The sequence below is a fragment of the Xenorhabdus sp. Sc-CR9 genome, assembly GCF_963897815.1.
Classification (GTDB): domain Bacteria; phylum Pseudomonadota; class Gammaproteobacteria; order Enterobacterales; family Enterobacteriaceae; genus Xenorhabdus.
In genome coordinates this window covers 72,877-90,655 of the sequence record NZ_CAWQTY010000200.1, presented here as the reverse complement: position 1 = coordinate 90,655, position 17,779 = coordinate 72,877, and the positions used below count along the sequence as shown (strand labels likewise).

The 17,779-nt window shown below is 43.9% G+C and carries 13 protein-coding genes and 4 tRNA genes; 13 read left to right on the top strand and 4 right to left on the bottom strand.

Going from position 1 to position 17,779, the window contains the following annotated elements; all coding sequences use genetic code 11:
- The first annotated feature begins 2 nt into the window (after positions 1–2).
- The 12 genes from rfbA to AACQ81_RS15160 all read left to right on the top strand — a co-directional run bounded on the left by rfbA (position 3) and on the right by AACQ81_RS15160 (position 9,592).
- A complete protein-coding gene (gene rfbA / locus AACQ81_RS15215; RefSeq protein ID WP_237385620.1) occupies positions 3–878 on the top strand; it encodes a glucose-1-phosphate thymidylyltransferase RfbA in 876 nt (291 codons plus the stop codon).
- Positions 862–1,587 carry a dTDP-4-amino-4,6-dideoxy-D-galactose acyltransferase gene (rffC, locus tag AACQ81_RS15210; RefSeq protein ID WP_237385619.1) on the top strand — a complete coding sequence of 242 codons (726 nt, stop codon included), beginning with the start codon at positions 862–864 and terminating at the stop codon, positions 1,585–1,587. The genes rfbA and rffC overlap by 17 nt, the downstream gene beginning before the upstream one ends.
- Position 1,588: 1 nt before the next feature.
- On the top strand, positions 1,589–2,719 hold the full coding sequence (rffA, locus tag AACQ81_RS15205; RefSeq protein ID WP_237385618.1) for a dTDP-4-amino-4,6-dideoxygalactose transaminase: 1,131 nt from the start codon (positions 1,589–1,591) through the stop codon (positions 2,717–2,719).
- 1 nt (position 2,720) lies between these two features.
- The gene (gene wzxE / locus AACQ81_RS15200) at positions 2,721–3,971 is read left to right on the top strand and encodes a lipid III flippase WzxE (protein WP_237385617.1); all 1,251 of its coding nucleotides are present in this window, start codon (positions 2,721–2,723) and stop codon (positions 3,969–3,971) included.
- Positions 3,968–5,074, top strand: coding sequence for a TDP-N-acetylfucosamine:lipid II N-acetylfucosaminyltransferase (locus tag AACQ81_RS15195; protein WP_237385616.1), 1,107 nt, complete (start codon positions 3,968–3,970; stop codon positions 5,072–5,074). The genes wzxE and AACQ81_RS15195 overlap by 4 nt, the downstream gene beginning before the upstream one ends.
- Positions 5,071–6,516 (top strand): ECA oligosaccharide polymerase, encoded by a 1,446-nt coding sequence (gene wzyE, locus AACQ81_RS15190; protein WP_237385615.1) that lies wholly within the window; start codon positions 5,071–5,073, stop codon positions 6,514–6,516. Before AACQ81_RS15195 ends, wzyE begins: the two co-directional genes overlap by 4 nt.
- Positions 6,503–7,240, top strand: a complete 738-nt coding sequence (wecG, locus tag AACQ81_RS15185) for a lipopolysaccharide N-acetylmannosaminouronosyltransferase (RefSeq protein WP_237385614.1) — start codon at positions 6,503–6,505, stop codon at positions 7,238–7,240. Before wzyE ends, wecG begins: the two co-directional genes overlap by 14 nt.
- Before the next feature lie 357 nt (positions 7,241–7,597).
- Positions 7,598–8,965 (top strand): bifunctional threonine/serine APC transporter ThrP, encoded by a 1,368-nt coding sequence (gene thrP / locus AACQ81_RS15180; protein ID WP_237385613.1) that lies wholly within the window; start codon positions 7,598–7,600, stop codon positions 8,963–8,965.
- Between the two features lie 164 nt (positions 8,966–9,129).
- Positions 9,130–9,206: transfer RNA gene (locus AACQ81_RS15175), tRNA-Arg, on the top strand.
- 104 nt (positions 9,207–9,310) lie between these two features.
- A tRNA-His gene (locus tag AACQ81_RS15170) sits at positions 9,311–9,386 on the top strand.
- A 15-nt stretch (positions 9,387–9,401) separates the two neighbouring features.
- A tRNA-Leu gene (locus tag AACQ81_RS15165) sits at positions 9,402–9,488 on the top strand.
- Positions 9,489–9,515: 27 nt separating this feature from the next.
- Positions 9,516–9,592: transfer RNA gene (locus AACQ81_RS15160), tRNA-Pro, on the top strand.
- Between the two features lie 747 nt (positions 9,593–10,339).
- On the opposite strand, the gene hemY is transcribed toward AACQ81_RS15160, so the two are convergent.
- The 4 genes from hemY to hemC are packed head-to-tail and all read right to left on the bottom strand — an operon-like array spanning position 10,340 to position 14,449.
- Positions 10,340–11,545 (bottom strand): protoheme IX biogenesis protein HemY, encoded by a 1,206-nt coding sequence (gene hemY / locus AACQ81_RS15155; RefSeq protein ID WP_237385612.1) that lies wholly within the window; start codon positions 11,543–11,545, stop codon positions 10,340–10,342.
- A 2-nt stretch (positions 11,546–11,547) separates the two neighbouring features.
- Complete coding sequence (gene hemX, locus AACQ81_RS15150) at positions 11,548–12,750, bottom strand: uroporphyrinogen-III C-methyltransferase (RefSeq protein WP_237385611.1); 1,203 nt, start codon at positions 12,748–12,750, stop codon at positions 11,548–11,550.
- A 20-nt stretch (positions 12,751–12,770) separates the two neighbouring features.
- Positions 12,771–13,511: a uroporphyrinogen-III synthase gene (hemD, locus tag AACQ81_RS15145; RefSeq protein ID WP_237385610.1), complete on the bottom strand. Its 741-nt coding sequence runs from the start codon at positions 13,509–13,511 to the stop codon at positions 12,771–12,773.
- The gene (hemC, locus tag AACQ81_RS15140; RefSeq protein WP_237385609.1) at positions 13,508–14,449 is read right to left on the bottom strand and encodes a hydroxymethylbilane synthase; all 942 of its coding nucleotides are present in this window, start codon (positions 14,447–14,449) and stop codon (positions 13,508–13,510) included. The genes hemD and hemC overlap by 4 nt, the downstream gene beginning before the upstream one ends.
- 628 nt (positions 14,450–15,077) lie before the next feature.
- Between hemC and AACQ81_RS15135 the strand changes: the two genes are divergently transcribed.
- Positions 15,078–17,678, top strand: coding sequence for a class I adenylate cyclase (locus AACQ81_RS15135; protein ID WP_237385608.1), 2,601 nt, complete (start codon positions 15,078–15,080; stop codon positions 17,676–17,678).
- Positions 17,679–17,779: the final 101 nt, after the last annotated feature.

Sequence of the window (17,779 nt, the reverse complement as noted above, 5' to 3'; positions counted from 1 at the left end):
ACATGAAAGGAATTATACTGGCGGGAGGCTCTGGCACCCGCTTATACCCAATAACCCGCGGTATTTCAAAACAGCTATTGCCCATTTATGACAAGCCGATGATTTATTATCCGCTGTCAGTTTTAATGCTGTCGGGCATACGCGATATCCTGATTATATCCACACCGGAAGATTTATCTGTTTTTAAACGGCTATTGGGCAACGGTGAGCAATTTGGCATCAATCTCAGCTATGTAGAGCAACCTTCTCCTGATGGCTTAGCACAGGCATTTTTGATTGGTGAAGAATTTATTGGTGATGATGCATGCTGTTTAGTTCTTGGAGATAATATCTTTTTTGGTCAGGCATTTAGTCCGAAACTGCGAAGTGTGGCAGCACGCAAGGCCGGGGCTACTGTCTTCGGTTATCAGGTAATGGATCCTGAGCGGTTTGGTGTCGTGGAATTTGATGAGCAATATCGTGTGCTTTCCATTGAAGAAAAACCGGTGCAGCCTAAATCCAACTGGGCGGTGACCGGACTCTATTTTTACGACAACAAAGTGGTGGATTTTGCTAAACAAGTGAAACCTTCCGCCCGTGGTGAACTGGAAATCACCAGCATTAATCAGATGTATCTGGAATGCGGTGAATTGAACGTCGAATTGTTAGGGCGTGGTTTTGCGTGGTTGGATACCGGCACTCATGACAGCCTGATTGAAGCCAGCACTTTTGTTCAGACGGTCGAAAAACGACAAGGCTTCAAAATTGCCTGTCTGGAAGAGATAGCATGGCGCAATGAGTGGTTGAATTCGGATCAGGTCAAAGCGGCTGCCGTAGACTTATCAAAAACAGGTTACGGCAAATATTTAATGGATTTGCTCAATGTCTATTCACGCTAATCTTGAACCACTGGTTTGGGATAGCCAGTTTTTTGGTTTGTCCACCGCCCGCCTGAATTTATCACCGGAAGCGGCAGTGGTAACAACCCCCCATCTGGATAAATATGCACTGGTGCAGGCAAAGGTGCCTGCCCAGCAGACGGCGATTATTGATGAACTGTCTGTTCTGGGCTTTTCTCTGGTAGAAGGTGAGGCAGATTTACTGTTATCGCTTGATGCCGGGGGATTGGCAGGTACTCAAACCGGACAAAATTCAGCATCAGAACTCATTACTGCAAAACCACAAGATATACCTGCATTGAAAGCGGTTGCGGAGAAGGTATTCAAGGCAAGCCGCTTCCGTGCACCGTGGTATCAAACGGGTGACGGCGGCCGGTTCTATGCGATGTGGGTCGAAAAAGCAGTTTTGGGCACATTTGATCACGAATGCCTGATTATTAATGATGAATACGGTCAAATGATGGGATTTGTCACCTTACGAGATATCGGTAGCCATGAAGCGCGTATTGGCTTACTGGCCGCTGTACCAGGCAATCATCATCAAGGGATTGGGAAAAAATTAATGTCGGCGGCGCAGCAGTGGTGTCATCATCATCAGATTCATCGGCTGAGAGTGGCAACACAAATCAGTAACATCGCTGCCTTGCGTCTTTATACACGTCGTGGTGCCATCATCGAGAGCACTGCATATTGGTTATACAGAGGATGAAATGATTCCATTTAACAAACCACCGGTAGTCGGCACTGAACTGGAATACATGAAACAGGCGATGGCCAGTGGTAAATTGTGTGGTGATGGTGAATTTACCAAACGTTGTGAAACGTGGATGGAACAGCGCTTTGGTTGCCCGAAAGTGTTGCTGACACCTTCTTGTACAGCATCACTGGAAATGGCAGCTATTTTGCTGGATATCCAGCCGGGTGATGAAGTCATCATGCCGAGCTATACCTTTGTTTCGACTTCTAACGCTTTCGTCCTGCGTGGCGCAACCATTGTGTTCGTAGATATCCGCCCTGATACCATGAATATTGATGAAACCCACATTGAAGCAGCCATTACAGAAAAAACCCGAGTTATTGTGCCAGTGCATTATGCGGGCGTAGCCTGTGAAATGGATACCATCATGGCATTGGCGGAAAAATATAACCTGTATGTGGTCGAAGATGCGGCACAAGGCGTCATGTCTACCTATAAAGGCCGCGCTTTGGGTACGATTGGGCATATTGGTTGTTTCAGTTTTCATGAAACTAAAAACTACTCAGCGGGTGGTGAAGGCGGTGCGACGTTAATTAATGATAAATCCTTAATAGAACGAGCTGAAATCATTCGCGAGAAAGGCACCAATCGGAGCCAGTTTTTCCGTGGGCAGGTAGATAAATATACTTGGCGCGATATCGGTTCCAGCTATTTGATGTCTGACCTGCAAGCGGCTTACCTGTGGGGACAGCTGGAAATGGCTGAGAAAATCAACCAACGCCGTCTGGCTTTATGGGATAACTATTATCAGTCACTGAAACCACTGGCAGATGCCGGGCATTTGATTCTGCCAATTGTCCCGGAAGGTTTAGAACATAATGCCCATATGTTCTATATCAAGCTGAAAGGTATCGGAGAACGCAGTGAATTCAGTCGTTACATGAAAGAAAACGGAATCTTGAGTGTCTTCCATTACGTTGCATTACACACTAGCCCGGCGGGTGAGAAATGTGGTCGTTTCCACGGTGAAGATCGTTTCACGACCAGCGAAAGTGACCGTTTAGTTCGTTTGCCGATGTTTTATAACATTACCGACGAAGAGCAGCAGGTTGTAATAAACCGCATCAAGGAATTTTTCGCCTGATATGTCACTTGCTAAAGCTTCTGTCTGGACTGCGGGTTCCACACTGATCAAAATCGGTGTGGGATTGCTGGTCATTAAACTGCTCGCAGTGTCTTTTGGCCCAACAGGTGTGGGGCAAGCAGGCAACTTCCGCCAACTTATTACCGTACTGGGCGTATTGTCTGGCGCAGGGATTTTTAATGGTGTTACCAAATACGTTGCGGAATATCATCAGCAACCAGAAAGGCTTAAATCTGTATTGGGTACATCGTCCTCGATCATTCTGGGTTTTTCGACCCTTCTGGCAGTAATTTTTCTCTTGTTCAGTGATGCCATCAGTGCGGGATTGTTTGGTCACAACCGTTACAAAACGGTTGTGCAGGTGCTCGCATTTATTCAGATGGGGATCGCATACGCCAATTATTTTCTGGCAATCTTGAAAGGTTTCAGAGATGCTCAGGGCAATGCACTTGCCATTATTCTTGGCAGCTTAGTGGGTGTCATTGCTTATAGCCTTTGTTATTGGCTGAGAGGTTATGAAGGGGCATTGGCTGGGTTGGCTTTGGTACCTGCGTTGGTGGTTTTGCCTGCGGGGGTGATGATCCTACATCGTAAGGTTATTGCCTTTTCGGCATTGAAACCCATGTGGGATCGCGCTATTGCGAGCCATTTGGGAAAATTTACCCTGATGGCGCTGCTGACTTCCATGACTCTGCCAGTCGCTTATATCATGATGCGGAACCTGCTGGCGGCACGTTATAGCTGGGAAGAGGTTGGAATTTGGCAGGGGGTGAGTAGTATTTCGGATGCTTATTTACAATTTATTACTGCATCTTTTACTGTCTATCTCTTGCCGACACTCGCTCGTTTGGAAAATAAGCAAGAAATCAGCCGCGAAATTGTGAAAGCGCTGAAATTTGTTTTACCTGCTGTTGCGGTGGCCAGCTTCTCAGTCTGGTTGTTGCGTGACTTTGTTATTTGGCTGTTGTTTTCCGATGAATTTACCGCAATGCGGGATTTATTTGTATGGCAGTCGGTAGGCGATATGTTAAAAGTGGGTGCCTATGTTTTTGGTTATTTGGTGATAGCGAAAGCTGCCCTGCGTTTTTATGTACTGGCTGAAATCAGTCAATTTCTTCTGCTGACGGGGTTCTCCCATTGGTTAATACCGATGAACGGCGCATTGGGGGCGGCTCAGTCATATATGGCAACTTACATTGTTTATTTCATTCTTTGTTGTAGCGTATTTATTATTTATCGCAGGCGAGCATGACAACCCTAATTCACGTTTTGGGATCGGATATCCCGCATCATAATCAAACGTTACTGAATTTTTTTAATGACGTTTTGACCCGAAAAATGAACTTCCCAGTCAAACCGTGTTTTATGGTGGTATCTAAAGACCACACATGGCTATCAAATTATCCTAACTTGGCAATCTCGGTGTATGACAGCAAATCTGCTCTGTCACGGGCAGTGATCGAGACAGCACAAGGAAACAGAACAACCCGTTTCTTTTTCCATGGTCAGTTTAATGCTGCTTTATGGATAGCCCTATTGATGGGTAAAATTAAGCGACATCAATTTTTGTGGCATATATGGGGAGCTGATTTATATGAAGAGTCCCGCCAACTGAAATTCCGTTTGTTCTATTTGTTTCGTCGTTTGGCACAAAAGCGGGTAGGGCATATTTTTGCCACGCGCGGTGATCTTCAGCATTTTTTCCAGCATGTTTCCCGTTATTCTGAGCAGTCAAAACCAGATACGCCATCATCATTACTCTATTTCCCAACTCGCATGGACTCTGCGCTCACGGTAACGGAAAAAATACTCTCTCCTGAAGGGGTCACTATCTTATTAGGAAATTCAGGAGATCAATCCAACCGCCATATTGACGCCTTACATAAGATCCAACGCCAGTTTGGTGATGAGGCGCGGGTCATCATGCCAATGGGCTATCCCGATAATAACCAAGTTTATATCCACCGTGTGGAGCAAGCCGCATTGTCACTGTTTCCAGAACAAAATGTCCGTATCCTGAAAAATCAAATGGCGTTTGGCGAATATTTATCATTATTGCACCAATGCGATTTGGGTTATTTCATTTTCAACCGCCAGCAGGGTATTGGAACACTCTGTTTGTTAATTCAATTTGGTATTCCGTTTGTTTTGAGCCGCCAGAATCCATTCTGGCATGATTTAATGGAACAGCAGGTTCCTGTTCTGTTTGATGGTGATGAACTGAGTAAACCCTGGGTGCAGGAAGCACAGCGTCAGATGCTGTCCCTCGATAAAAAGGCGATAGCTTTTTTTGATCCCAATTTTATTGAGGGGTGGCAAGCTGCCCTATCGGCTGCATCTGGAGAGTATCAATGACCTTGACACAATTCGGTGGGCTATTTGTCGTTTACGTGATCTCGTTGGTCTTTATCCTGACTTTGACGTATCAAGAATTTCGGCGTGTCCGCTTTAACTTTAATATTTTCTTTTCCTTGTTGTATTTGCTGACATTTTATTTTGGCTTCCCGCTGACGAGCATGTTGGTTTTCAAGTTTGATGTACAAGTTGTGCCAGTGGATTCTTTGCTGCAGGCAATGTTAGCGTCAGGCTGCTTTTATGCCATTTACTATGTGGCTTACAAGACCCGTATTTCTTACAAGAAGCGTATAGTTTATAAAACTGGCAGAAATAGTGATATAGAATCAGAAACATCATCAGTATCTGGGTTGCGTAAGCCTCTGTTCACTATGAATCGGGTGGAAACTAATCTGACTTGGCTGTTACTTGCTGGTATTGCTATCGTTACAGTGGGTTCGTTCTTTATGCAGAATGGTTTTTTGCTGTTCAAATTGCAGTCTTACAGCCAGATATTTTCCAGCCAAGTTTCCGGCGTAGCACTCAAGCGATTCTTCTATTTTTTCATCCCTGCCATGTTGGTGGTATTTTTCCTGAAACCGACCAAAATTCGTTGGTTGTGTTTTCTGGTAGGAACGGTGGGGTTTGGGATTCTGACTTATGTGATAGTCGGGGGAACACGGGCTAACATTATTATCGCGTTTGCACTGTTCTTGTTTATTGGCATTGTCCGTGGTTGGATCACGCTGTGGATGTTGCTTGCAGCAGGTGTTATGGGGGTCGTTGGCATGTTCTGGCTGGCCTTGAAACGTTATAGCTTGGACGTGAGTGGCGCAGAAGCCTTTTATACTTTCCTGTACCTCACCCGGGATACTTTTTCGCCGTGGGAAAACTTGGCGCTGTTACTGGACAATTACAACAAAATAGATTTTCAGGGGCTGGCACCGATTGTCCGTGATTTTTATGTCTTTATTCCCAGCTGGGTATGGCCAGAGCGGCCTGGTTTGGTCTGGAATACGGCTAATTACTTTACGTGGGATGTGCTGAATAATCATTCTGGCCTTGCTATTTCACCAACGCTGATTGGCTCGCTTGTAGTTATGGGGGGAGTATTTTTTATCCCTCTGGGGGCGATTGTTGTCGGTTTTATTATCAAATGGTTTGATTGGGTCTATGAAACAGGAAAACAGGAAAGTAATCGCTATAAGGCGGCGATTTTACAAGCCTTCTGTTTTGGTGCAATTTTTAACATGATCGTTCTTGCCCGAGAAGGTGTGGATTCTTTTTTTTCTCGTGCCGTGTTCTTTTGTATTGTCTTTGGCCTCTGTCTGGTTATGGCTAAATTGCTGTATTGGTTATTTGAAAGCGCCGGGCTGATTCGCAAGTTGGTTGTCAGTAATTTGACTACTCCACAAAAAACATCTGTTGTTTTGGATGTAAGGAAGAGAAATGGTGTTGAATAACATTCCTAAATATCGCATTCGTGGCCTCAATATCTGGGGATTTCACAATATGTCGAATTTCCTTGATCATCTTTTTCAGGATGGGCAGGTAAAAACAGGCACATTGGTTGCGATCAATGCAGAAAAAGTCCTCACAGCAGAACAAGATAATGCACTGAATATGTTGCTGGATGAGGCTGAATACCTATATGCAGACGGAATTAGCATTGTCCGTGCTATTCGTCGTAAATACCCTGATGCAGATGTATCTCGTATTGCAGGTGCGGACTTGTGGGAAGCCTTGCTGGAACGGGCGGGTCATGAAGGAACCCCCGTTTTTCTGGTCGGCGGGAAACCGGATATCTTGGCTCAAACTGAAAGCAAATTACGTACTCAGTGGAATGTCAATATTGTGGGTAGTCAGGATGGTTATTTTACGTCAGAGACGCGTGACGCGGTATTTGAACGAATCCATGCCAGTGGTGCAGCAATTATTACTGTGGCCATGGGATCACCTAAACAGGAAATCTTCATGCGTGATTGCCGCAGGATACATCATGATGCTCTGTATATGGGCGTTGGTGGGACGTATGACGTTTTCACCGGACATATCAAACGTGCCCCGAAAGTTTGGCAGAATTTAGGCCTGGAGTGGCTGTATCGTTTGCTTTCACAACCAAGCCGTATCCGCAGGCAGATTAACTTATTAAGATTCCTCGGTTATTATTACGGTGGGAAGCTCTAGTCCAGTAATACTTCTGTTTTAATCCTGCTGCTTCAATGATGTGTTATTCATATGCAGCAGGTTTTCATCTCATTTTTCATTTTTTGTTCGGTCGGCCTCTTTGTATTTGTCAAAACGAAATTTGGCAAAAACGTGAAATAACCACCTTGTTGGCAGATCAAAAAATCACCATGATTGAGTTATTCTTTCCGATCACGATGCCGAATCAAGCAGGCATTGTTCCAATTTTATAATTTTTTATTTCACTGATCGGCAAAACGTGTTTTGATCCCAGCCTTTTTTACAATGATTGATTATCAATGCCTGTATTTTTTCTGTTTGCAAATATAAACATCATAAAAGTGGATAGGGAGTTTTATGAGTGATTCAAAACAGAGCCTGCAAAGGGGACTTGAGGCACGTCATATTGAGTTGATTGCGCTGGGTGGCACCATCGGTGTAGGGCTGTTCATGGGTTCAGCAAGTACTTTGAAATGGGCTGGTCCTTCTGTTTTGCTGGCCTACATTATTGCCGGGCTTTTCGTCTTTTTCATCATGCGTTCAATGGGAGAAATGCTGTTTATTGAACCTGTGACGGGTTCATTTGCTTCGTTTGGACATAAGTATCTCAGCCCGTATTGGGGATGTCTGACCGCATGGGGATACTGGTTTATGTGGGTCTCAGTGGGGATCTCGGAAATCACAGCCATAGGAGTATATGCCGAATTCTGGTTCCCAGAACTGCCTCAGTGGGTTTCTGCGCTGGTGGCGGTAGGGTTAGTTGCCTTAGCTAACTTAGCGGCTGTGCGACTGTATGGTGAATTGGAATTCTGGTTCGCCATGATCAAGGTCACGACGATTATTGTGATGATCCTGATTGGTCTTGGTTTGATTTTTTTCGGTTTGGGTAATGACTGGCAACCTCTTGGTTTGGGTAACTTGACCTCACATGGTGGTTTTTTCTCTGGGGGCTGGAAAGGGTTCTTATTTGCGCTTTGTATTGTTGTCGCCTCTTATCAGGGCGTTGAATTGGTAGGTATTACTGCTGGTGAGGCGAAAAACCCACAGGTGACTATCAAAAAAGCGATCAACAATATCCTATGGCGTATTTTGATTTTCTATGTTGGTGCTATCTTCATTGTTGTGACGCTGTTCCCATGGACAGAAGTGGGTTCGCACGGTAGCCCGTTTGTGATGACTTTTGCTAAAGTTGGTATTGTTTCTGCGGCGGCAGTCATTAACTTTGTTGTTCTGACGGCAGCACTTTCGGGATGTAACAGTGGAATGTACAGTGGTGGCAGGATGTTGTATGCCCTGGCGCAAAACCGTCAATTGCCAGCATCATTGCTGAAATTGTCAAAAAATGGGGTACCGGTGAAATGTGTAGCAATCACTATCGGTTTTTTGATCGCGGGTTCCAGCCTGAATTATATAATCCCAAATCCACAGTCGGTTTTTGTTTACGTTTATAGTGCCAGCGTATTGCCCGGTATGGTGCCATGGTTTGTCATTCTGGTGAGCCAGTTACGTTTCCGTAAGCATCATGAAGAAGCTCTGAAGCAGCATCAGTTTAAATCGATTCTATTTCCTTACGTCAATTATCTGACGTTGATTTTTCTGTGTTGTGTATTGGTAGGAATGGCGATTAATCCAGATACACGTTTCTCACTCATGGTCGGGGGCGCATTTTTGTTGCTTGTATCGTCAGCCTATTGGTTTATGAAATTAATTTGCAGAAAAAATTAAATGAATTTTTAAGGCTGATTATTAACCAGTAAAATCAGTTGCGGTGGAAAATGATGCCTTTATCAGCTAAATGAACAAAGCGTAATCAATCGCATCATTTCTTTAAAAAAGCACTGGACAGTACGACATTAAATCCGTACTATCCTCCACCGCAACGGCGTTAAGCGCCCGTAGCTCAGCTGGATAGAGCGCTGCCCTCCGGAGGCAGAGGTCTCAGGTTCGAATCCTGTCGGGCGCGCCATTTAAAGCGTGCAAGAGCAGTGGCAATGAGTTATCGTGGTAAGATTACGTTGTAAAATAAGTAGTATTTAAAAAGAAGTACTATTTAAAAAGATAGTAGTTATGGTGGCTATAGCTCAGTTGGTAGAGCCCTGGATTGTGATTCCAGTCGTCGCGAGTTCGAGTCTCGTTAGCCACCCCATCTTTTTTATGAAACGCGAGGGTGGCGGAATTGGTAGACGCGCTAGCTTCAGGTGTTAGTGTTCTTACGGACGTGGGGGTTCAAGTCCCCCCCTTCGCACCATAAAAAAGAGATTTAAAAGATATATTTCGGCGAGTAGCGCAGCTTGGTAGCGCAACTGGTTTGGGACCAGTGGGTCGGAGGTTCGAATCCTCTCTCGCCGACCAGATTCTGAGGAAGCCCCGCAATAGCGGGGCTTTTTCTTATTTCTTCTTCTGTATTTTTTCCTGCCTATAAAACGTTTTATTTTCTCTTCTGTTCCCCTTCGATTTCTTTATATTGTTTCAAATGTGAAGTTGAATATCATCATTTTTGTTAATCCATTAACGGTTTGTTTTAAAGGTTATATTTAAGTGATGTTGTGTTTCGACGACAAACTATATTCCAAATGTCTCAAATAGAAGACATTTAACTGATTGTTTTTAAATGTATATTATCAATGGGCTTGCATAGCGTCTCAAATGAGAGACGGTGTTTTTGTTACGCCCTAGTGAAAGCAAAATGTTGATAACGGAAAGTCAGTTACTGCCTGGATAGGAAGGATTTATTTTGAGTGAAAAAGTTGGCATGTTAAATGCATTACTAAAACTTGTAGATGCTCATCCTACTCCTTATGACAGTATTCACTTCATAAACCTCGGGATGATGTAGAGCTGATTATCGGTGCCTATGGTCCACGTTATAGATGAGTAAGTATCACTGTCTTTTCATCACAAACCGGACACAACGTTGAGTGAGGCACTATCCGTCTGTAGACCTGATTGTATTTATACACCTGTCTTTTTGATAGGTGTTTTTTTTGTCTATAGGAAAGTGGAGATTGATTTTCAACCAGATTATGGTGGTGAAACCTCAGCTAACGATTCAATGCGAATCTGAATATTTATCGTTAGCCGAAGGATAAATAACACGTCTTATGCTTCTGCGTTGCTATCGCGTTTCAGGGTCAGCATAAAGCCTTTGCTACGTGTTTGGGTGGCTTCTTCGCGTTTCTGCAATTTATCGAGTGCATCGGCAAGCCATGCGTAATCATGGGCATCTGGTCGCTGAGCAAGGGCTGCCTTAAACGCTGTTTCAGCACTGACCCATTCACCATGATGTAGTGCAACTTGTCCCATAGTACTGTTGAGCAAAGGTATTGTACCATGTTGTTTGAACAGGTGAACGAGGGTTTTTTGCACGGCTTCGGTATCATTCGCCTTAAGATGTGGAATTAATAGCAGGAGGCGCTCGTCATATTGCTGCTTTAATCCATCCAGAATGATTTGTTGGGCAGTATCGTGCTCATTGCATTCAATTAAATGTTCTGCCATAGAGACTTGCAGCACGATATCATGTCGGATTTTCCGACTTTGGTCTTTCCACCAGACTTTCAGTCCTGCGCAGCCTTTTTCGGCGATGGTTTTATTCATTAATCCAACATAGGCCTGCTGCCGTATTTCATGAATTTTGTCTTCATTATGCAGTTTGGCCTTCATCATTGAAGGCAAGATATCAATCAGCGATTGATAAGCCCCTGAAAGTGAATAAGCCTGCTCAGCTAATCGCAATACTTCAGGATGACGGGGAGCGTGATTCAGTAGTTTATCCACACCATTGCGTGCCGCATGAACGTCACCTTGTGCCAATTGGATACGTACACGGGAAATATCGACAGGAAGCTGATCTTTTGCAGCAACTTCTGCGGCTCGCTCAATATATTGGTTGGTACGGAAATAATCCCCGCGCTGCTGGGCGGCTTCTGCTGCCAGTAAATAGTTCACGACAGGATATTCGGAATGGTCAATATTGCGTGTCATCAGATGTTCAGCCTGCTTGAAGTCACCTTCAGCGAATTTCAGCAGTGCTTGTCTGGTTTGTGAACGAGCCCGATTACGTTTATATCCACCAAAGATCCAACTATGCGTGGATGAGCTGGTACGTTTTAATCGACGATAGCTCCAACCGATGAAAATCAGCAGGAACTGTAACAGGAGGAACATAATTACCAGAGCAGTAATGCTGGTGGTAATATTGCGACTGTCCGTCTGGATCAAAACATATCCTTGATGCCCGGACATTACAGGACCAAGAACGATACCCACAATGAGGATAATGAAAAGTAATAATACTTTCAGCATGATCAACTCTCCTCAACGGATATTTCTGCCTGACCAGATTTTTCTATAATGGTCGGCTGTTGCGGCGGCATTTCTGGTTTAGCATGAGGTTTATCTTCTGATTTTTTCTGTACAGAATGCGGTAAATTATAGATACGCTTACGCACTAAATCCGCCAGTATCGGCTGGCTGCTCAGTTGCTCAGGCACCTCAATAGAAAGTGGTCGTTGTACCAGTAAATTAACATTTTCTAAGAAAGCTATTGCATCTGGAGTTGAGGTATCAAAATAAGCCGTTACCCATTTTCCAACGTGTTCTAATGCGTCCTTATAAATTTTACTCTGATGACGGGGAACTGATTGTGCTGCGATTAGCAGCTTAGAACGGATGTTTTCACGCAGATAAATATCCTGATTAGGTGCCAGCAACGGTTCTTTACTGTTATCACGAGGCGTGATAGTAATGAAGTTATCCATAAAGCTGTGCCAGCTATTCGTCAGATTTTCACGCCAGTCAGAAAGTGAAGATGTGACATCACGGTTGTTGCCCACTTCTGGCCCGGTTTTTTTCACTTCATCAGCCAGACGTAAGTGATCAACTTGGTTGGATAATTGATTCAGAGTCAGGATAATGCCATCCAGATCAAGCTGTTTGATTTTGGTCAGATCATCAATATCAACTCTGATCGCTGTGCGGGCGTAATTTAGGCTGGGATCATTCATTTCAGCAAGATTCTGGTCAGCATCTTTCAGCAAGGCAATGGCTGTAGGGACATCTTGTTCACTCCATATTTTTCGACCCGCCATTTTAACCAGAGCACTTGCTTGAGCCAGTCGCCAGTTTTCGATATCTGTATTTGAAATTGCCGAAACACGGGTTTGAAGCGTGGCTATATGGTTATCTAGCTGCTGGTTTTTATCTTTGGCTTGTTGTAAGGAAGTTTTTAACTCTTCTAGATCAGTGTCAAAATTTTGTTTATCGGCAGATTGCTGCTGTGCCATAGAGGTTAATTGCTGCTGCAAAGCGGCATTTTCTGTGCTCAAGGTCACATTCTGTTGTTTATTGTGATAATAAATATAAAAACCACCAACACCGATTGCCAAAGAAATAGCGATTGAGAGAGTATGACCCACCCATCCATAGCGTTTGGGTTTATGGGGAGCCGTTTCAGGCTGCTGAGGGTGTTTTGTCTCAACCGCATCGGTGGATTGCTTTTGTTCCGTCATAATGGACATCCCATCTTGGTTTATTCCAGCGCCTGCATTAAGGCGTCATTATCTGCACTTTTGGCTATTTTTATCACTTGCCAGCCCAATGAGCGGGCGATACCAGCAAGGCGTTCGCTTACCACAATCAGGCAGCAACCCAATAACCACGCTTTTCCATCGCTATCAGTTACTAAGTTATATAACAGTTGCAGCATTTCGCCACTTGTTACGACGATGGTTTTTATACCATATTGCTGCCAGTGACGACTGAAATTGGCAGCATGGTATTTGACTGGTTGTCGTGAATAACATTCACAGTAATCTACGTCTCCCCCCCGCATTCTTAATGTAGAGGCAATCACTTCGCGGCCACCATTGCCCCGGAGCAATAGCACCTTTTTATTGCTCATTTGCTGTAATGAAGGGAGTTGCAGTAAATCTTCGCTGGTTTCACCTTTCTCAGACCAAAAAATTTCCAGTCCGGTTTGTCGCTGAAACAGCAGGGAAGTTGATTTGCCGATACCATAATAAGATAGCTTATCGGGCCATGACTGGTCTTCTTGGATAAGCTGCTCATTGGCATAATGAACGGCATTTTTTGATAACAGGAAAACCAGATCTCCCGCCGATAGCCATTGCATTTTTTGTGACAGCGATGGCAAATCCACCCCCGGATAAATTTCAATGAGCGGCACACTGAAGGCTGTTTTCCCCACAGTTTGCAATCGCTTGACCAACTCATCTCCTGAGGGGGCAGGGCGGGTGATCAGAATACTCATTCAGGTAAATTCCTCTGATATACGCAGGTCAGAATCTGACGCGCGCCTTTTTCCAATAATTCCTCTGCCAATTCCACTCCAGCCTGACGGGACTCTTCTGGTGATACTACTCTTTCACCACGTACTATCACTGAGCCATCAGGTGCACCAACTAGCGCACGCAGCCAGATTTTATCTTCCTGCCAGATGGCATAACTGCCAATCGGGACCTGACAGCCTCCTTCAAGGCGGGTATTCATGGCTCGTTCAGCCAGAACACAGATTTCCGTTCTGGCGTGATTCAAAGGTTCCAGTAGCTCGCGGGTTTGCTGATCATCAAGCCGACACTCAATGCCTACCGCACCCTGACCAACAGCTGGCAGCAATAATTCCGGTGCCAATGGCATGCGGATTCGTTCTTCCAGCCCCAGCCTTTTCAGACCAGCAGTTGCAAGGATAATGGCATCATAATCGCCGTTATCGAGTTTACCCAGACGAGTACCGACATTACCGCGCAAGTCGTGGATCACAAGATCTGGGCGTAACTGACGGATTTGGCACTGGCGGCGTAAACTGGATGTACCAACAATACTGCCTGCGGGCAGGTCATCGAGAGAAGCGTATTCTACTGAAACAAAAGCATCCCGTGGATCATCCCGTTCGCAGATTGTGACCAACCCCAAACCGTCGGGAAATTCGACAGGGACATCTTTCATGGAGTGGACGGCAATATCAGCCCGTTTTTCAAGCAGTGCCAGTTCCAGTTCTTTAACAAACAGCCCCTTGCCACCTACTTTTGCTAATGGTGTATCGAGGATAATGTCACCGCGGGTGACCATCGGTATTAGCTCGACTTTCAGTTCGGGATGAAAATGTTCCAGTTGCTTTTGAACATAGTGGGCTTGCCACATAGCCAATGGGCTTTGGCGAGTAGCGATGCGAATGGTTTTCATTGTCATAGATAAGTATATTAAGCATGGCGGATTTTTAGCCGCCAGTTAGCCACTAATAAGTGAGAAAATAGTGTCAGTTTTAACATTTCAATGACTTTTTTTCCAGTGATGCGAACGCCAGAAAAAAGCTAAATAGTATACGGATATACAGTTTATAAGATAAAAAGAATTTTAAATATTAAAATAATATTTTATTTAAATAGAGAAAATAAACAAACAGATTGATTTAAAAGCAAATCATTATTTAGAGTTTAGCTTGATGATAAAGAACTGCGGATAATATTTAACAATAAAAAATATTATTTGAGGGGATATTTATAGAAGCCTGATGATTTACAAAGCCTTGCATCCTTTATATGAAAAACCATTAACTATAATGCCTATTCTAAAAAAACAAATTACTGTATCTATTTCGTGATTAACTTAATATTTTACAATGAGTTAATTGTATTTCGGCTATTGCAGTGGAGGCGAAAAGATGGTATTGCGTACTTTACGCTTCGACTGCAAGGTGTTAAATTGATCACGTTTCCGACAATAAGTTTGTAAAAATAATTTTAAATAATCTTGCTTTGACAAGTTATTGGAAACAGGGGACCACTGTGGGCACTGGAACAGATATCAGGCGAAACTCTTGTATCTCTATATTGAAACGCTGAAACAGCGACTGGATGCAATTAACCAACTTAGGCTAGAGCGCGCTACTAACTCAATGAGTGCTGCTTTTAAGCAAGTTTATAGTTTAATTCCAGTATTATTACATTATCATCATCAAATGATGCCAGGATATATCAAAAACAACGTTCCTCATGGAGTTTGTTTTTTTACGCCTGATGAATCACAACAGTTTTGGATTAATGATCTGGAAGGCCCGCTTTCTGGTGTCTTATCATATGCTTCCAATGGTGAATTGCCGATTACGGGAATTTATTCAATGGGCAGCACCTCCTCAATCGGGCAAAGTTGTTCCTCTGATATTGATGTTTGGGTTTGTCACCAATCTTGGCTGGATCATGATGAAAAAGCACTACTGGAACAAAAATGCTCTTTGATAGAACAATGGGCCGCTTCGCTCGGTATTGAAGTCACTTTTTTTCTGATTGATGAAAACCGCTTTCGCCATAATGCCAGTGGCAGCCTTAATGGTGAAGATTGTGGTTCCACCCAACATATCCTTTTACTTGATGAATTTTATCGCACAGCGGTCTGTATGGCTGGTAAACGTTTGCTGTGGGCGATGGTTCCGGTGGAAGAAGAAGCACACTATGATGAATATGTTCTTTCCCTCTATGCCCAAGGTGTTCTGACACCAAATGAGTGGCTGGATCTGGGGGGCTTGGGTGAACTGTCAGCAGAAGAATATTTTGGGGCGAGTCTTTGGCAGCTTTATAAAAGCGTAGACTCGCCTTATAAAGCGGTATTGAAAAGCCTGTTGCTGGAAGCCTATTCATGGGAATACCCTAACGGCAAACTGTTGGCAATGGAAATGAAACAATATTTCCATGATGGCGCGATTGTTTCCTTTGGTCTTGATGCTTATAGCATGATGCTGGAGCGTGTCACACGTTACCTTACTGCTACGAATGATCTCACCCGCTTGGATTTGGCGCGCCGCTGTTTTTACCTGAAAGTGTGTGAAAAATTGCTGGAAAGCAGTGATGACAAAGGTTGTACAGGATGGCGTCGTCAGATTATATTTCAGTTAGTAAGTGACTGGGGTTGGGATGACAGTAAATTGGCTATGCTGGATAACCGTAATTCATGGAAAATTGAGCGGGTGCGTGAAGCCCATAATGAATTGCTCGATACCATGATGCAAAGTTATCGCAACCTGATCCGTTTTGCCCGCCGTAACAATTTAAGCGTCAGTGCCAGCCCACAGGATATTGGCGTATTGACCCGCAAATTGTATGCGGCTTTTGAAGCCTTGCCCGGTAAAGTGACGCTGGTGAATCCACAAATATCCCCGGATTTGTCAGAACAAGATCTGACTTTCATTTATGTTCCTCCGGGGCGTGTAAACCGCAGTGGCTGGTATCTTTACAATCATGCCCCCACGATAGAATCGATCATCGGTCATCAACCGCTGGAATATAACCGTTATCTGAATAAGTTAGTGTCCTGGACATATTTTAATGGTCTATTAACTAAAGAGACCCAGATTTATATGCATCACGGGGAAACTCAGTGTGACAGGTATAAACTGTGTGATTTGGTGAATGATATTGCTACCCATTTTCCGATCCGTTTACCTGCACCTACGCCAAAAGCGTTATACAGTCCTTGTGAAATTCGCCATTTGGCGATCATCGTTAATTTAGAAAAAGATCCAACAGTCGAATTTTCCAACCAAGTCGTTCATTTTGATTTAAGGAAGCTGAATGTTTTCAGTTTTGGTGAATCACAGCAATGTTTGGTGGGTAGTATTGACTTGTTGTATCGCAATTCATGGAATGAAGTGAGAACTCTGCATTTCAGTGGTGAGCAATCGGTATTGGAAGCACTGAAGACAATATTGGGCAAAATGCATCGGGATGCTGCGCCTCCGTCTGGTGTCGAAGTTTTCTGTTATAGCAGACATTTGCGCGGGCTTATCTGTACCCGTATCCAGCAATTAGTATCAGAATGTATAGAGTTACGCCTGTCCAGTAATCGCCAAGATCCCAATCGTTTTAAGGCGTTGCGTATTTCAGGCCAAACATGGGGTTTATTCTTCGAGCGGTTAAACGTTTCGGTACAAAAATTGGAAAATGCAGTGGAGTTCTATGGTGCAATTTCCAATACCAAGCTACATGGTTTGCCTGTAAAGATTGATACCAAGGAAAAACACTTGCCGCCTGTGATAGACGGATTTGCTTGTGAAGGTATTATCCAGTTTTTTTTCGAAGACATTGAACAGAAACAAGGGTTCAATATTTATATTCTTGATGAGTCAAACCGAGTGGAAATTTACTCGCATTGTGAAGGCAGCAAAGAAGAGTTGGTGCGTGATATCAGCCGTTTTTATTCCTCTTCGCACGATCGCTTTACTTATGGTTCCAGCTTTATCAATTTCAACTTACCGCAGTTCTATCAAATTCTTAAGAAGGGCGAGCGTACCCATGTAACTCCATTCGTGGATGGTACATTCCCATTGGATGATTCGGAAGCCAAGGATACAAGGTTCAATATTGATGGGCACCTGGAAGAGGCTTGTGGGGCACATGATCCTTACCGTTCTTTGTATCACTATTGATATTAAGAATAGTTAATAAACATAAAGTGATATATACCCGTCGTCTTTCAAGTTGTTGCTTCCTTGCTCTCGCGTTGCATCCCGAAATTCATTGGGTATAA

Coding starts and splice junctions, on each gene's coding strand:
- rfbA (WP_237385620.1), top strand. CDS start 3: ATGAAAGGAATTATACTGGCGGGAGGCTCTGGCACCCGCTTATACCCA.
- rffC (WP_237385619.1), top strand. CDS start 862: ATGTCTATTCACGCTAATCTTGAACCACTGGTTTGGGATAGCCAGTTT.
- rffA (WP_237385618.1), top strand. CDS start 1,589: ATGATTCCATTTAACAAACCACCGGTAGTCGGCACTGAACTGGAATAC.
- wzxE (WP_237385617.1), top strand. CDS start 2,721: ATGTCACTTGCTAAAGCTTCTGTCTGGACTGCGGGTTCCACACTGATC.
- AACQ81_RS15195 (WP_237385616.1), top strand. CDS start 3,968: ATGACAACCCTAATTCACGTTTTGGGATCGGATATCCCGCATCATAAT.
- wzyE (WP_237385615.1), top strand. CDS start 5,071: ATGACCTTGACACAATTCGGTGGGCTATTTGTCGTTTACGTGATCTCG.
- wecG (WP_237385614.1), top strand. CDS start 6,503: ATGGTGTTGAATAACATTCCTAAATATCGCATTCGTGGCCTCAATATC.
- thrP (WP_237385613.1), top strand. CDS start 7,598: ATGAGTGATTCAAAACAGAGCCTGCAAAGGGGACTTGAGGCACGTCAT.
- hemY (WP_237385612.1), bottom strand. CDS start 11,545: ATGCTGAAAGTATTATTACTTTTCATTATCCTCATTGTGGGTATCGTT.
- hemX (WP_237385611.1), bottom strand. CDS start 12,750: ATGACGGAACAAAAGCAATCCACCGATGCGGTTGAGACAAAACACCCT.
- hemD (WP_237385610.1), bottom strand. CDS start 13,511: ATGAGTATTCTGATCACCCGCCCTGCCCCCTCAGGAGATGAGTTGGTC.
- hemC (WP_237385609.1), bottom strand. CDS start 14,449: ATGACAATGAAAACCATTCGCATCGCTACTCGCCAAAGCCCATTGGCT.